Source organism: Methanobacterium sp. BRmetb2 (genome assembly GCA_003491285.1).
Classification (GTDB): Archaea; Methanobacteriota; Methanobacteria; order Methanobacteriales; family Methanobacteriaceae; genus UBA117.
On record CP022705.1, the window covers coordinates 507,157 to 522,588 of the forward strand.

Consider the following 15,432-nt stretch of genomic DNA (forward strand, 5'->3'; position numbering starts at 1 on the left):
TTTAAATAGAACTAAGTTCTATATAGAATTACATATTATGTAGAGGTTGTTCATTATGAAAAAAGAAAAAATGACCAGCAATAAGGGACACCCAACAGTTAATGATCAAGCATCACTGACCACCGGTCAGGGATCAAGTTATACCCTGCTGCAAGATGTCCATTTAATTGAAAAATTAGCCCATTTTGATCGTGAAAGAATACCTGAACGTGTAGTACATGCCAAAGGGGGAGGTGCTTATGGTTTTTTTGAAGTAACCAATGATCTTTCCAAATACACCCGCGCCAAGTTCTTAAGTGAAGTTGGTAAAAAAACCGAGGTTTTTGCAAGATTTTCAACTGTAGGTGGAGAAAGAGGATCTGCAGATACAGCAAGAGATCCTAGAGGATTTGCAGTTAAATTTTATACAGAAGAAGGTAACTATGACCTAGTTGGGAATAACACGCCAATATTCTTTATCAGAGATGCTATTAAATTCCCTGATTTCATCCACACTCAAAAAAAGAATCCCAAAACAAACCTTCCAGATGCAAACATGTTCTGGGATTTCCTGTCACTAACTCCAGAATCTGTCCATCAAGTTACCATACTCTTCTCAGATAGGGGAACCCCCTATTCGTTCCGTCACATGGACGGCTTCTCCAGCCATACATTTATGTGGTATAACAAGGAAGGCGAGTATGTCTGGATTAAAGTACACTTTAAAAGCGTGTTAGGTAATAAAACTTTCACCAATGATGAAGCAGTTAAAATGGCTGGTGAAAATCCTAATCATGCAATTGAAGACCTTTATAATGCTATAGAATCTGGAGATTATCCTGAATGGAAGGTTTACGTTCAAATAATGACCCCTGAAGAAGCTAAAGAATACCAATTCGATCCATTTGACATCACAAAAGTGTGGTATCATGGAGATTATCCTTTAATTCCATTGGGAAGAATGGTTTTAAACAGAGCTCCTGAAAATTTCTTTGCAGAAGTTGAACAAGCAGCATTCGCCCCTTCAAACTTTGTGCCAGGTATAGGTCCTTCCCCTGACAGATTATTACAAGGAAGGATGTTTACTTATGAAGACACCCAGAGGCACAGGTTAGGTGCAAACCATCACCAAATACCTGTTAACAGAGCTAAAAATGCCAAAATAGCCAATTACCAAAGAGATGGTCCTATGAATGTAGATGAAAATGGAGGATCCGGACCAAACTATTACCCTAACACAATGAACGGTCTTGAACCCGATATAACCTTCAGTCCTCCAGCTATAGAGATACAGGCCATAATTGACCGTCATACCCGGCCTGTGGAGGATGTTGACTTCGTCCAAACTGGTGAACTATATAGACGGGTTTTAGATGACGAAGCTAAATCTAGTTTAATATCTAATATAGCAGGACATCTTTGCAATGCTAAAGAAAACATTCAATACCGGCAGACGGCCCTTTTTTATAAATGTGATCCAGAATATGGAACAAGAGTTGCAGATAGTCTGGGACTGGATATAACAAAGGTAAAAGAACTTGCTGCCATGAGTCAGGAGGAAAGAGTAAAATCCACCAGCTAATATTTTTCCTAATTTAAGGTTTTAATATAATGAAAAACAGTATATAGGTAATAAATACCTATATGTTTTGTTAATATGAAATTAGGAGGGGTTTTTAATGAAGAAAAAAAAGATTGCATGGGGAATAACCGGTGCAGGGGATAAAATACTGGATACACTTAAAGCAATGCAAAAAATAAAAAAGGAATATGAAGACCGGGTGGATATTGAGGTTTTTATCTCAAAATCTGGAGATCAGGTTGTTAAATATTATGGAATATCCAGTGATATAGAATCCAATTTTGATAAGGTTTGGGTTGAAATAAATGCCAATGCACCTTTTTTAGCAGGAAATATCCAACTTGGTAAATATGAATTCATGTTAGTAGCACCGGGCACCTCCAATACTGTGGCTAAGATCGCTATGAGGATGGGTGATACTTTAATATCTAATGCTGCTATTATGGGGCAGAAAGCGGATGTCCCCCTATATATATTACCTTCAGACTATGAAGAAGGAGTAACCATTACCCAACTTCCTAATGGGAATGATTTAAAAATCACCATTAGAAAAGAAGATGTAGAACATGTTAAAAAATTGTCTAAAATGTACAACACATTTATAATCAAAGGATCAGAAGATCTTGGAGAAATATTCACTAAACATTTCCCTAAATCGTAATAAGGTGTATATAATACATAGCAGAAAGGTTAGGTGGAAACTTGGATAAAAAAAAATTATTTTTCCTTAGTTTAGGTACTACCCTGCTGGGCATAGGTGCTGTAGGAGTATTTTTACCAGTTTTACCTACCACTCCTTTTGTTTTAGCTTCGTTTTTTTGTTTTACTAAAAGTTCAAAGAAAGCTGAAAAATGGATTCTCAATAATCGCTACTTTGGAAGTTACATAAAAAATTATCAGACAAAACAAGGCGTACCTCTTGATGTGAAGATTAAAAGTCTCTTATTTTTATGGATCATGTTAATTGTATCCATGATCTATTTAAATCAAGGATACATCTTTTTACTTTTAATCGTAATCGGGATAGCAATAACTGCCCACATTTTGCTAATAAAAACTAAAGTTAATGGGATATCAAAGCCTGAATTTAAAAAATTAAACTCATAACACTTTACCTCTTTAATAAGTCATATATTGTTCTTACTGGAATTTTACTTTCTTTTGAAATCTGTCTTACAGGTATGCCGTCTTCGTATAACTTTTTAATTTGATTAACTGTTTCATCTGAATATTTAGATCTTCTTCCCTGTTTCAAATCTGTTTTTTTAAGGTAATACACTGATTTTAAAGGGATCCTAAGTATATCAGAAATTTCAACAAGACTTGTGCCTTTATCAAGCATTTTTTGAATGAGATAGACTTCAAGTTCACCATATTTTTTAGGGCGACCCCTTCTAGCCCGGGGGCTGACAACAATATCCAACTTTATCAATTCATCGAAAATCTGCTTACTAGTTTTAATATATACTTCCTCAGGAAGTATAATTTTTTTAAGATTCGGATTCTCTTTTAATAATTGAGAAATTAGTTTAGAGCTCAAAGGTTCTTCCAGATATACTTCTTCAACCACAAAACGCACCTTTATTAGATTTACGTAAATATTTTAGTACAAATTAAAGTCTTAGTAGTAATAGTTACCCAATGATATGTTATTTATGGTATAAATACGATTCAATCTTAAATCATATTATTGATATTTATCAGTAATATTTCAATGCCTAAAATCAGTATTCATTAAATCTGGAAAATATTTTAAAAAAAGTTTTCCAATTGGAGTTCAATTTTAAATATTATAAATAAATGAAAAAAATAAAAAAAAAGGTTTTTAACCCCCAATATCACTGTTTAAGTAATTGTATATAACTGCGGCTAAAATTGCACCTACAATGGGTCCTATAAGATATATAGGATAAAAAGCCCATAAATTAGTCCCTCCAAGTAATAAATCACCTAGATATGGTCCAAAAGTCCTGGCAGGGTTGATAGATGCTCCCGTGATGTTACCGATTGTGGTGATAACACCGGCTACGGTTAAACCAATTATAAGTCCTGCGAATCCTGGTGTTGCTTTTCTATCAACAGCCACACCCATAATGGCCATCATCAACACAAATGTGCCTATGGCCTCCACTAAAATGGCCTGAAGATAGCCAATGCCTGGAAATGGAGCAGTTGCACCAAGACCTCCAATTGCTACTGCATCCATTCCAATAGAAGTTACTAATAAAAAACTGGCAAGAGTGGCACCGGCCAGCTGTGCAATTATGTATGGAATAACTTCGCCAGATGGAAATTTTTTAATGGCCCATAACGCAATAGTAACTGCAGGATTTATGTGACAACCCGAAATACGTCCAAATGCATATATACAAGCACAAACTGCAATACCGAAAGCTAAACCTATGGCCAACCAGTCTCCAAGACCTCCGAATAATCCAATCCCAATGTTAAAGTCATTTGGGGGCGTGCCCCCCGCGGCGAGCATTAGTGTTATCACTGCTGCACCAGTACCGAAAAACACCAGGATGAAGGTCCCGATAAACTCGGCCAGCATCTTTTTAGCTAGTGAAACCATAATTATTTCTCCTTGAAGGCTTCATAACAGGGAGGACATAGTATACGGGGAATAGTTTTCTCCAACTTTTCTGATGGGAATGGGTATCCTCCTTCCCATATTTCTACCTCCTGTCTTATAGCATGGTCCATACACAAACCCATACCACAAACTATACACATGGCCACTGCATCAGTATCTTTTCCCAGTTCAGCACATATGTAACACTTCATATTTTCACCTCAAAAAAATTATTTAGAGGCTTAAACAGCCTCTTTCCACTGGCAGTGGTTATGGCGGAAATCTACCAGAGATGCTGCAGCACAGTTTTTACATGTTCTAGCTGGTGATGCGGCATTTTCTTTATGTAAAGCAATGATGTTAGTCATTAAAGTAGCTGTTACTGGTTCACTGGTTAAAAGGCATGGGTAATCGGCCAGTCTCATTAGTGATGAAAATCTCACGGTAATAGCACAGGCCGGATATGTGTAACGTTGTGGATTCATTATGACTTCATTTTCATGTACCGGGTTTAGATCTACATCAAATGATCCAATTTTAGGCATAAGTGGGCCTGATGCACCATTTCTAGTCCGGCGAGCTTCGTCCAGGTGGTTCCATCCACGGTAGATCATGTCCATGAAGTCGCAGTTGTGTAGTTCAGCTGCGGCCCCTCTTGTGGGATTAAGCTGTACAAAGTTGTGGAATCTTTTGGTCAACAAATCAACCACCATTGGTGCGTTGAATCCGTCCAGTTCAAGTATGTATTCAACTGCACAAGCAGTAGATCCAGTGGCCAATGATAGTACATCATATTCACTTTTAAATTCTGATAATGCGTTTTTGAGTGTTGATTCCATAACATTGGTTGTTGCCTCAATTATGGCCATGGTTACATCGTCTTTACACATATTAAATGTTGATTGGGCTATGTGGTGTGATATATCCCCTACACAGTATGCGGGTACGGTTAAAATATTTCCATAGTGAACATCATCATCCATAGCGTTTTTAATGGTTTTTTCCATCTTATTTTTGTACTGGGACATGTATTCTCTCACATCAAATGATGTATGGCCTAAAGAGTCCATTAATTCAGCCTGGGCTTCAACTGGACTTTCATATATGTGTTTAATCATTTGAATTTCCTTTTCGACTGCCTGACTTACTGTTGTTCCACTCTCGATTTCATTGGCAAATACTTCCCCTACGCCGTAAGATGTGTTCATACCCCATGATTTAGCTGCAAGTATGGCTTGCTGGTGTTGGGTGGGAATATTTGTATTTTTAAGTATTCTATTCACTACGTTACTGGTACTTCCTGGCATCAAAGCAAAATCTACTACACATGTTGGTCCGTAGAAACCCCCATATCTTCTAACTACTTCCCTTCCTACTAATGCTTCTGCTTTTCCAATTGCATCTATAAAAGTTTCCAGACTCTTTTCAAATTTTTCATCTTCTTGGCGTAAAATTTCTAAAATTCCAGGGGTTTGATAATGTTCCACGAATGGATCATCTTCGGGTCTGATGGTTGTAGTTAAACTATTCAAAATGTTGTAGTGGGCAATTACCGAATCCACATGAAGATCGATAACAGATTGACTCTGCCCATCAACAGCCCTCATGTCTTTAACAACATTCATATATGGTTCAGTGTCGGTTATTCGAAACTCAGTCCCTCTTTTGCTTTTGACAGTTTCAACATCTGCTTTTTGAGCTGCCATTGCTTCTTCAACCATTTTTTCATATAACTCAGACATTTAATCACCTTCTCCTCCCATAATTTAAAGGCAGGGAAACCCTTTTTTTCGTCTAATACACTATATAATCTGTTTTCCATCAGTATATATAATGTTTCAAATATTTATAGTTTCTCATTATTAGAATATTAATTCACTATTTGTGAATTACTTTCATTGTACCCCTAATCAGATCCAATGTTTAAATCCTTTAAAAAAAGTTATTATCATTAAATAATCAGTTATATACAAAATTAAAATGTAAAAATTCAAAATTAGTAAATTTATTGAGAAGGGCTTATTATTTTAAAACATAATCCTTCATCTTGATTAATTACCAAAATACCTTTTAATTGGCGGGTAAATACCCTTACCAATCTCAAACCAAGAGAACGGGTAGTTTGAATATCAAAACCATCCGGCAAACCAATTCCATTATCAAAAATCGTCAATACGTTTTTTTCTTCATCAGAATGTAAACTTATAAATATTTTACCATTGCCGTCTGGAAAAGCATATTTTAATGAGTTGGTTACCAGTTCATTGATGATTAAACTGTAAGGAATTATTTGATCAATTTCCAATTGGACTTCTTCAATATCCATCTTAAGATCCACATTTTGATTGAGGCAATAGGAACTAAAAATCTCTGAAATTAAAGTTTGAACGTGTTTTGCAAATGAAACATTAGATAAATCACTTGATTCGTAGAGATTCTTGTGAATCAGGGCCATGGCATGCACCCGATCCATTCCTTCCCTTATGATCTTTAGATCATTTTCATTTTCAATATACTTGCTTTCAATGTTTAGAAGACTGGAAACTATCTGCAAATTGTTTTTAACCCGATGATGAATCTCCTTTAATAAAATTTCCTTTTCAGCTAAGGAATTCTTTATTTGTTCTTCTGAATCTTTCCTTTCAGTAACATCCCGAACAATAAATGCAAATAAAACCTTATTATCATCAGTATACCAATGCGAAATAGAAAATTCTAATGGAAATTTCTTTCCCTCTTTATTTAGACCACATGATTCATAAAGAGGATTTTCAATATTACTATAGTCTGCTAAAACAATGTTCCGGTGCAATAAGCTGACAAATCTTTGATGATACTCTAAAGGAATTACTATCTTTGCATCCTTACCAATTATTTCTTGGGATTTATATCCAAAGATTTCTTCGGCCGCATTATTCCAAGAAATTATACGTCTTTTTTTATCAATTATTACTATACCATCTTTAGCATGTTCATAAATAGCTCGAAACTTTTTTTCACTATTTTTAAGCATCTCTTGGGTCTGTTCCATATATTTACTATTTAAAGCATGACGTAAAATAGCTAAAAGAACCAATAATCCGCTGGCAAAAAGAATAAAAGAAAATGATTCATTATTGCTATAATAACCCCATAAAATCGCTAGAAAGGCTGTTGCAGCCAGTAAAGAGGTCAAATTACTTAGTAGTGAAGATTTTATTTTTAACTTTCTTTCACTAACAATATTCAAATCTGGATATTTAATATAAGATATTGCAGCTAAAGCAAGTAATAGACTTGAAGAAACAAAAACCACATCTTCAATACCTCCCCCAGGGTACATGTCAAAAACAAGTTCAATACCATAAACTAATGTTCCTACCAGCTGGAGAATTATACTACCGATAATTAAATTGAAAGACCCCTTCCACGATTTTACCTTGTAGAAAATACCTGAAAATAAGGTGAAATAAAGCAGAATAAAAAAGAGGACCTGATAATTAATCATCATGGTAAAAGTGATAAAATCAGTTAAAGTAACCTGTATAAGAGGTATTATCAAAAAAGCCCATAAATACATAGCCATAGTTATAACTACCATTAACATCTCTATTCTGCGCCGGTTAATTAAAAAAGGATTCAAAGCAGGTTTAGGTATCCACATAAATCCAATAGCCATATCCATCAATCTGGCGAAATAGGGTATGTAAATTAACCCCAGAAGAACGGGTTCAAATAGAGATAAATAATTTAAAACCCAAAGAATATCACCCATTATCCAAAATATTTGAGCCAAAGTGAAAAAAGCCCATACAAAATAAAAATTATTATTATATCTCTTTGAAATTATAGTTGTATAAATTAAAACAAAAAAAGTGATAATATTTATTCCAGGTACAAAATATAAGCTTACCAACTGATTAATATCCCCGTAACCTCTAAAAATTATTAAAAAAAGAACATATACACTAATAACTAATATTACAATTGTTAAGGCAGAATTAAAAGACAATAAAGAATTTTTATGTGTAATCTTTCTTTTTGAAATCATAACGACTTGATTATAGTTGCTTAAACTTTAATTACTAATAATATTTAAACTCCATTTTATTGAGGGGTTAATAGTTCAAATTATATCTAACATATCTTTATTATAAAAAAATATGTATTTTTTAGAATATTACGCACGACGTATACTACTGTGATCTTGTTAACAAAAAAATAAAATTAATTTTATGATTTATTATCAACAAATAAATCTGATTAAGTAGATTATCCGTGCCGATAATTATATAAAAGATTGGAACGATTAAAAGATTAGAATAATCTCCCTATTTATATTTGTGGAGAGTTAATTCTAGAACACTTCTAAGTTCGTCTTCTTTGAATGGTTTGTAAATTAGATTGAAAGGTTCCTTTAAAATGTATCCCTCTGGTTCTACTAATTTCAATTTTTCAATTGTTTTTTCATCAGAATAAGCTGTTAAGAATACTATAGGAATATCCATTTCTTCTTTGATTTGTTTAGCAGACATAATGCCGTCTATTTCCCCTTCCAGTTCAATGTCCATTAAAACTAGATCTGGTAATAACTCCCCTGCTTTTTCAACTGCTTCTTCGCCAGAAGGCACTGCTGCTACAACATCATATCCCAATAATTCTAGCGTATCTACTAAATCTTCAACTGTAATTTCTTCATCTTCTACAACTAAAATTTTCTCTCCCGCCATAAAAATTCCCCTCTTAAATTAATGAAATAGTTATTAATACTTAATTTAATTTATTAGTATTAATATTAATTTATCTAAATATTAGTTTTAAGATATGTAAATATAAGGATTTTGTTAATTTTATTAAAAAAATAGTATTATAAAAAAAATTGTGAATTAATTCTAAAAATTAAAAATTAATTATCCTCCTGCTAAAGAGGAAAAATTTAAAAAAATGTAATTTATCCTCTGTTGAGAGGATAAAATTTTTGTTGTCCTAAAATTTACGCACCTGCCCCTTTCAATGGGTCACAATTCATATCCATTAGGATTGGTTTAGGTAAGTCAATACCAATAGTTTCTTTCAAGACGTCTTCCACTGTTTCCACATGTAAAAATTCGATGTCTTCTTTTACATCATCAGGGACATCATCCAAGTCTTTTTTATTATCCTTAGGTAAGATCACCCTTTTAATCCCAGCTCTGTGGGCTGCAAGCACTTTCTCTTTTATTCCACCTACAGGTAGTACAACTCCTCTAAGAGATATTTCACCAGTCATTGCCAATTTAGAATCAACTTCATGGCCGGTAACCAGGGAAGCGATGGTAGTCAGCAAAGCTACACCTGCTGATGGTCCATCTTTAGGAATGGCACCTGATGGTACGTGTATGTGTAAATCTTTTTTATCAAATTCCATCTGCTTTAAGTTAAAGGCCAGTCTGGATCGAATTAGACTTTGTGATATTTTTGCTGATTCTTTCATTACATCGCCTAATTGGCCAGTGAGCATTAATTTTCCAGTCCCTGGCATAAAAGCGCCCTCGATAAATAGGATGTCACCGCCAACTGGTGTCCAAGCCAAGCCAGTTACTACTCCTGGTGGATTTTGCTTGCCTACCTGATGGATCTGGGTTAGTTCATGACCTAACATATCATAGAGCATGTCTTCTTTAACTACGTATGGTAAATCCACTTTGCCCATAACAATCTTTTCGGAAGCTACACGGGCAACAGTTGAAAGTTGTCTTTTAAGACCTCTTACCCCTGCTTCTCGGGTGTACTTTTCAATAATAGTTCTTAATGCTTCATCGTCAATCTGAAGCTGACTATCTTTTAATCCATTATCTTCCAGTACTAACCCAATAAGATGATTTTTGGCTATGTGGAACTTCTCATGAAGGGTATAACTGCCTATTTCTATTATCTCCATACGGTCACGAAGCGGTCCAGGTATGTCTCGTAGTGAATTAGCCGTAGCAATGAAAAACACATCAGATAGGTCGTATGGCACTTCTAAGTAATGATCTGAAAATGTGTTATTTTGTTCAGGATCCAGCACTTCCAGTAAGGCACTGGCCGGATCACCGTTAAAGGAAGCCATTAATTTATCTACTTCATCCAGGATGAATACTGGATTTTTTTCACCAGCACGCTTCATTCCCTGAATAATTCTGCCAGGTAATGCACCCAGGTAGGTTCTCCTGTGACCTCTGATTTCTGACTCGTCTTTTACACCACCTAGACTGATTCTAACATATTCCCTTTCTAATGCTTCGGCTATACTTTTCCCAAGACTGGTTTTACCTGTGCCTGGCGGTCCAACCAGTAAAAGTATTGAGCCCTGCTTGTTTTTCTTTAGTTTCATTACAGTTAAGTGTTGAATTATTCTATCTTTTACTTTATCCAGGCCATAGTGCTGTTCATCCAGTACTTTTCTGGCTGATTCTATATCAATATCTTTTATATCGCTTGGGGCCCAAGGCAAGCTTACTAATAGATCTAGATAATTTCTGATAACGTTTTCTTCAGAACTGTGCGGTCCCTGTCTTTCCAGTTTGTTTACTTCCTCCAGTGCCACTTTTTCAACCTCTTCAGGCATGTTGGCTTCTTCAATCAAATCCCGGTAATCTTTTTTAGAGGAAGTTCCTTGAGATTCATTTAACTCATCCTGTATTGCTTTTAGCTGCTCTTTTAGCATGTTTTCTCTGTGTTTTTTGTTCATTTCTTCATTGAATTTAGCAGCCATCTCCATCTGGAATTTTATTGACTCCTTCTGTTCAATTAGAAGATCTAAAAACTTTAAACTTTTTTCTTTTAGTGAATGTATTTCTAATATTTCCTGTTTTTCCTCAAGAGATAATCTTATGTATGGAAATACGTAGGCCATTATCTCATCTAAATCAGTTAACTGATTAATCTTTTTTAGATAAGTTTTTGAACCTTTGAAATTTTCACTTATCTCTGAAACTAAAAATTTGATGTGGTTAATTATTTCTTTTTGATCTTCCTCATCCAGATCCATTAAATCTGAAATAGGTTGATATTTTACTCTGTAATCTAATCCATCAGAAATAAATTCTTTAATTTCTACCTTTTCCAATATTTCAACACTTATATGATAAAAATCTCTCTGTTCTTTAGCATTTTTGATTTTGATTAAAGTTCCAACCCTGTAAAAATCAGATTCTACATAAGGCGGGCCGGCACCTTCCTTTACTCCTAATGAAATGCCGTAGAAATTATCTTTTGCAGCTCGATTATATATTTCACTGCCAATTTCTTTACTAATTTTAAGATTCATACTAGTTTTTGGTAACAAAACTGTATCTGGTATAACTAATACGGACAATTCTCCGTTAATATCTATTTTCTGCATATTCTCACCCGATAACCCGGTTTACTATTTTTATGATGTTTATAAAATAATTCAATAAATCTAAATTTTCCCCTTTATCCACATTTTGTGGATGTAGATTCACTTTAAATATTGAAAATGATTCAGATATAAAAAAAATTATCTGTTTTTTTCTATAATTTCGCACTTAGTTAAAACGCATCCAAACAAAAAATCAATTTTCTTTTTATGTTTTACTAAGGCACTGTGATTGAAGGTGTAATACATCTGGTTACCCTGTTTTTTGGCACTGAGTATTTTGGCGTTTTTCAGTATTTTAAGATGCTGTGATGCGGCTGGTTGAGTTAAACCCATTATTTTAGCCATTTGTGTAACATTTATCATTTCTATCTCCCCTGAAGTGAGAGAATAAACTAATAATAATCTGTTAATATTTCCAAGAGCTTTAAATAGTTCTTCCAGTTCTCTGGATAGGTCACAGCAATTTTCTGAATTCACCCTCAACATGTACCATAAGTATATAAGTATATACTTATATACTTTTCGATCTTGAACCATACAAAATTATTTTTAATTTTTAAAAATTCAAAGAATATTATTTTAGGTAAAAATTTAAATAAAAAAATGATTTTCAATCAGCTTTAAAAAACCATTCCAACTCTGATTAAGTTATTAAAGGTTAAATACTAGTCAAAATTAACTATTCTGGAAAATCAAAAGAATAAACGAATTTAAAGAAAAGTTTATTTTTAGAGGTGTATTTACAATAAAATCATCCGATAAGTTTAAATATGATATTAGTTAAATATCCAGATTGCCGCATTATGTGGATATCAATTAGTTTTAGATTATCGCTTTAGTCCCGTGGGGTAGTGGTAATCCTGCTGGGCTTTGGACCCGGCGACGGCGGTTCGACTCCGCTCGGGACTATCCCTTTAACCTATAAGGTTTTTAAATGGCCAAAATTTTAGTTGTTGGGACAAATACGCGAGCTTTAGCCTGCTCTGCAAAGAAATTAGGATATGAAGTTTATTCTGTGGAACATTTCTGCACCCAAGATCTGCTAGAATGTTCAGACCACACCCACTGCAACCTAAAACCAGAACCCTATAAATCATGTGGAAAACTGGAAGACACTTTTGACCCGGTTTCTCTGGCAGAATATGTAGCAGAATATGTGGATAGTGTAGATTATATACTTTATAATTCTGGAGTGCTGCCTAAAATCTTTCCTAAAGAAAAAATAAAAGGCAATGCTAAGACAGAACACGTGGAAAATAAGTTCAAATTCTACAAGAAAATTAAAAACAAATTCAAAGTCCCTGAAACATTTTTAGTATCTAATTTTCATGAAATAAAAGAAATTACCGATGATAATAAAGATAAAAAGTTTATTTTAAAGCCACTGTATGGTTGTGGTGGTGCTGGAATTAGTGAAATTGACGTTTTCAACAGGGAAAATTTATTAAATGACATGATTCTTCAAGAGTACGTGCCAGGAGATAATATAAGTGCATCGGTACTTTCAGTAAGAGGTGAAGCCAAAACAATTTTCACCAGTAAGCAGTTAATTGGAGTAAAGGGCTTAGGACAAAAAGATCAATGGGGATACTGTGGAAATATGGTTCCCTACATTGATTATCCAGAGATTAAAGAAACTGCTGAAGAGCTTGTAGAATACCTATCTCTCCAGGGATCGAATGGTGTGGATATGATCTATGACCACGGAGAATTGAAGATCATTGAAGTAAATCCTCGTTTCCAGGGAACCTTTGAATGTGCTGAATCGTCTCTGGGAATAAATATGGTAGATGCCCACTTGCAGGCATGTGAAGGAAATTTAATAAACCTGCCAAAACCCCAGAAATTTGCTGTTAAAATGATTGTATTTGCAAGAAATAGATCAATTGTACGGGATATTAATTTTAAAGGTGTTTACGACTTACCCCATCCACAAGTTATAATCGAAAAAAATGAACCAGTTGCAACTGTACTCCAAAGCAGCCCAATACTGGAAGACGCCATCTATTCAGCAAAAAAAACTGTGGAGAGAGTTTACAGCGGTCTTGAAAAATACGAAGCTAATTAAACATAAAAATCAATACAAAGAGATTAGTTTATTTTTTTAAATTATAAAGAGAACTTTAAAATGATTAGATTAAATCATCTGAAACATTATTAAGATTAATTGGATTAAATTATTCCCAACACACTTATAATAAATATTATTGTACCAACAGTTATAAGAATTGTTGAAACTATCATTAATCCTGCAGCAATTAGATAGATTTTGGCTCTTCTATCAGGATCTTTTAATAAGTCTTCAATAGGGTCTATGGTCATTTGTTCACCTCACTAAGAAAATATATTGAGTTGTTGTTGGAAGTTCCATTCTTACAATCTTTATATCGGGGCGGTATATAAAAATTTCATTCTTCTCAGACTGAATATCTAAGATTTTAGTAACTATTTCACACTCTAATTTGCCAGATATCCTGGCGCCTGATTTATCAGATCCTATTTCAATATAAATAGGGAGTTTCAATCGGCTGTGATCACTTTCTGGGATCATTTTTGAAAGTCTTTCCAGTTCCTCCCATTTGAATCTATGTCTGGTGCCATCTGTACCAGTAACATGGGGTTTTTCTTCCTTTAAGAGTTCACTTAACTTCTTTCGACTTTTAGGTAGATGTCGGTTTAAACTCATTATCTGCTTTTTAATTAACCTGTCAGCACGATCAATATCTTTCATTTAATGAACTTTTAATCATTCTCACATATTTAATATTTTGATTTTACATAATATTTCCATAATTTATGAAGATTTTTTAGAAAAAAATATAGAATTCATGAATCAAGAAGATAATTTTAGAAGATTTAATTGAACTTAGCTCCAAAACAATTTGAAGAACTGATTTTATAAATAAATCTATTTAGGAAAAATAAATATGGATTTTATTATAGAAATTTTACTAGGGATTGGATTGGCCATGGATGCGTTTAGTGTTTCCATAACACGGGGATTGGCCTGGAAATGTCAAATTAAGCATGCGTTAATAATTGCAATATTATTTGGATTTTTTCAGGGATTCATGCCTGTTTTAGGATGGATTTCTGGTTTACAATTGCAAATAATAATTTCAACAGTTGCACCATGGGTTGCCTTTATTTTACTCAACATTATAGGTATAAAAATGATTTATGAAAGTATTTGCATGGCAGATGATGAGGTGTGCCCTTTTTTTTCATTTAAAGAACTATTAATCCTTTCTATTGCCACCAGTATTGATGCCTTTGCTGTGGGTGTGACCTTTGCTGTTATGAACACACCTATAATCGAACCCATACTTATCATAGGACTGATAACCTTCATACTATCATTTTTAGGTGTTTATCTTGGCAAAAGCGTTGGTCGTTTGTTTGAAAATAAAATAGAAATATTAGGAGGTATAATCCTAATTGGAATAGGATTTAAGATACTTTTAGAAAATTTGTTATTTTAAATATTATTAAGAAGCCATATCTACCTTTATAATTGTAAAACTTAATTCAAATAGTAATACTAAATTTTATATTCAATAATTTAGATAATAGAAATTGGTGATATTAGTGGATATTGATATAGAACAGTGCAGAGAAAATGATAAAATTAAAGATATTATCAGTAAGAGTGGACTTTCCATAAAATACATAAAACTCCTTTTAAGACTTTCAGACTCCATATATATAAATGCAATAAATTACAATGTCCAAATAGAAGATGGGAGTGTTATAATATTACTTATATCATCTAAACCAGAAAATAAAACGGGTTTATTTAATATAACATCTTTAACCAATGTTTTATATAAAATTAGAGATATGGGCAAAGAAAACAAGGAAATCAATACTATTTGTGAAATTGAAGACAAAATAATGAAAATTATCATTAATATTGAGCAGTAACTATTTTTCAGATAATTCTGCTATTTT

The 15,432-nt window shown here is 33.6% G+C and carries 15 protein-coding genes and 1 tRNA gene; 7 read left to right on the top strand and 9 right to left on the bottom strand.

The window, feature by feature from the left end:
* The first annotated feature begins 55 nt into the window (after positions 1 to 55).
* From CIT01_02415 to CIT01_02425, 3 genes are all read left to right on the top strand, one after another.
* Positions 56 to 1,561, top strand: a complete 1,506-nt coding sequence (locus CIT01_02415; protein ID AXV37136.1) for a catalase — start codon at positions 56 to 58, stop codon at positions 1,559 to 1,561.
* A 97-nt stretch (positions 1,562 to 1,658) separates the two neighbouring features.
* Positions 1,659 to 2,222 carry a hypothetical protein gene (locus tag CIT01_02420; GenBank protein ID AXV37137.1) on the top strand — a complete coding sequence of 188 codons (564 nt, stop codon included), beginning with the start codon at positions 1,659 to 1,661 and terminating at the stop codon, positions 2,220 to 2,222.
* A gap of 17 nt (positions 2,223 to 2,239) precedes the next feature.
* Entirely contained in the window at positions 2,240 to 2,668 is a 429-nt protein-coding gene (locus CIT01_02425; GenBank protein AXV37138.1) for a hypothetical protein, read from the top strand.
* Between the two features lie 4 nt (positions 2,669 to 2,672).
* Here CIT01_02425 and CIT01_02430 read toward each other — a convergent pair whose 3' ends face one another.
* The 8 genes from CIT01_02430 to CIT01_02465 form a co-directional block, all read right to left on the bottom strand.
* Complete coding sequence (locus CIT01_02430) at positions 2,673 to 3,131, bottom strand: resolvase (GenBank protein ID AXV37139.1); 459 nt, start codon at positions 3,129 to 3,131, stop codon at positions 2,673 to 2,675.
* A gap of 255 nt (positions 3,132 to 3,386) precedes the next feature.
* The gene (locus CIT01_02435; GenBank protein AXV37140.1) at positions 3,387 to 4,136 is read right to left on the bottom strand and encodes an aquaporin; all 750 of its coding nucleotides are present in this window, start codon (positions 4,134 to 4,136) and stop codon (positions 3,387 to 3,389) included.
* A 2-nt stretch (positions 4,137 to 4,138) separates the two neighbouring features.
* Positions 4,139 to 4,348, bottom strand: coding sequence for a hypothetical protein (locus tag CIT01_02440; GenBank protein ID AXV37141.1), 210 nt, complete (start codon positions 4,346 to 4,348; stop codon positions 4,139 to 4,141).
* A 30-nt stretch (positions 4,349 to 4,378) separates the two neighbouring features.
* Positions 4,379 to 5,878, bottom strand: a complete 1,500-nt coding sequence (locus CIT01_02445; GenBank protein ID AXV37142.1) for a hypothetical protein — start codon at positions 5,876 to 5,878, stop codon at positions 4,379 to 4,381.
* A 263-nt stretch (positions 5,879 to 6,141) separates the two neighbouring features.
* Positions 6,142 to 8,166 carry a hypothetical protein gene (locus CIT01_02450; protein AXV37143.1) on the bottom strand — a complete coding sequence of 675 codons (2,025 nt, stop codon included), beginning with the start codon at positions 8,164 to 8,166 and terminating at the stop codon, positions 6,142 to 6,144.
* Between the two features lie 280 nt (positions 8,167 to 8,446).
* On the bottom strand, positions 8,447 to 8,845 hold the full coding sequence (locus tag CIT01_02455) for a hypothetical protein (protein AXV37144.1): 399 nt from the start codon (positions 8,843 to 8,845) through the stop codon (positions 8,447 to 8,449).
* A gap of 263 nt (positions 8,846 to 9,108) precedes the next feature.
* The gene (gene lon / locus CIT01_02460) at positions 9,109 to 11,481 is read right to left on the bottom strand and encodes an endopeptidase La (protein AXV37145.1); all 2,373 of its coding nucleotides are present in this window, start codon (positions 11,479 to 11,481) and stop codon (positions 9,109 to 9,111) included.
* 138 nt (positions 11,482 to 11,619) lie between these two features.
* The gene (locus tag CIT01_02465) at positions 11,620 to 11,967 is read right to left on the bottom strand and encodes a transcriptional regulator (GenBank protein AXV37146.1); all 348 of its coding nucleotides are present in this window, start codon (positions 11,965 to 11,967) and stop codon (positions 11,620 to 11,622) included.
* Between the two features lie 351 nt (positions 11,968 to 12,318).
* Here CIT01_02465 and CIT01_02470 point away from each other — a divergent pair.
* A tRNA-Gln gene (locus CIT01_02470) sits at positions 12,319 to 12,390 on the top strand.
* A gap of 25 nt (positions 12,391 to 12,415) precedes the next feature.
* Positions 12,416 to 13,549, top strand: coding sequence for a carboxylate--amine ligase (locus tag CIT01_02475; GenBank protein ID AXV37147.1), 1,134 nt, complete (start codon positions 12,416 to 12,418; stop codon positions 13,547 to 13,549).
* 258 nt (positions 13,550 to 13,807) lie between these two features.
* Here the strand turns inward: CIT01_02475 and CIT01_02480 are convergent, their stop codons facing one another.
* Positions 13,808 to 14,212, bottom strand: coding sequence for a hypothetical protein (locus CIT01_02480; GenBank protein AXV37148.1), 405 nt, complete (start codon positions 14,210 to 14,212; stop codon positions 13,808 to 13,810).
* Between the two features lie 196 nt (positions 14,213 to 14,408).
* On the opposite strand from CIT01_02480, the gene CIT01_02485 reads away from it, so the two are divergent.
* Together CIT01_02485 and CIT01_02490 are read left to right on the top strand one after the other, a co-directional pair.
* On the top strand, positions 14,409 to 14,963 hold the full coding sequence (locus CIT01_02485) for a hypothetical protein (GenBank protein ID AXV37149.1): 555 nt from the start codon (positions 14,409 to 14,411) through the stop codon (positions 14,961 to 14,963).
* A 106-nt stretch (positions 14,964 to 15,069) separates the two neighbouring features.
* Positions 15,070 to 15,405, top strand: coding sequence for a hypothetical protein (locus CIT01_02490; GenBank protein ID AXV37150.1), 336 nt, complete (start codon positions 15,070 to 15,072; stop codon positions 15,403 to 15,405).
* The last annotated feature ends 27 nt before the right edge of the window (positions 15,406 to 15,432 follow it).

Bases quoted from the DNA above. Each gene is read 5' to 3' on its own strand.
- CIT01_02415 (AXV37136.1), top strand. From the start codon at position 56: ATGAAAAAAGAAAAAATGACCAGCAATAAGGGACACCCAACAGTTAAT.
- CIT01_02420 (AXV37137.1), top strand. From the start codon at position 1,659: ATGAAGAAAAAAAAGATTGCATGGGGAATAACCGGTGCAGGGGATAAA.
- CIT01_02435 (AXV37140.1), bottom strand. From the start codon at position 4,136: ATGGTTTCACTAGCTAAAAAGATGCTGGCCGAGTTTATCGGGACCTTC.
- CIT01_02440 (AXV37141.1), bottom strand. From the start codon at position 4,348: ATGAAGTGTTACATATGTGCTGAACTGGGAAAAGATACTGATGCAGTG.
- CIT01_02445 (AXV37142.1), bottom strand. From the start codon at position 5,878: ATGTCTGAGTTATATGAAAAAATGGTTGAAGAAGCAATGGCAGCTCAA.
- CIT01_02450 (AXV37143.1), bottom strand. From the start codon at position 8,166: ATGATTTCAAAAAGAAAGATTACACATAAAAATTCTTTATTGTCTTTT.
- CIT01_02455 (AXV37144.1), bottom strand. From the start codon at position 8,845: ATGGCGGGAGAGAAAATTTTAGTTGTAGAAGATGAAGAAATTACAGTT.
- lon (AXV37145.1), bottom strand. From the start codon at position 11,481: ATGCAGAAAATAGATATTAACGGAGAATTGTCCGTATTAGTTATACCA.
- CIT01_02465 (AXV37146.1), bottom strand. From the start codon at position 11,967: ATGTTGAGGGTGAATTCAGAAAATTGCTGTGACCTATCCAGAGAACTG.
- CIT01_02475 (AXV37147.1), top strand. From the start codon at position 12,416: ATGGCCAAAATTTTAGTTGTTGGGACAAATACGCGAGCTTTAGCCTGC.
- CIT01_02480 (AXV37148.1), bottom strand. From the start codon at position 14,212: ATGAAAGATATTGATCGTGCTGACAGGTTAATTAAAAAGCAGATAATG.
- CIT01_02485 (AXV37149.1), top strand. From the start codon at position 14,409: ATGGATTTTATTATAGAAATTTTACTAGGGATTGGATTGGCCATGGAT.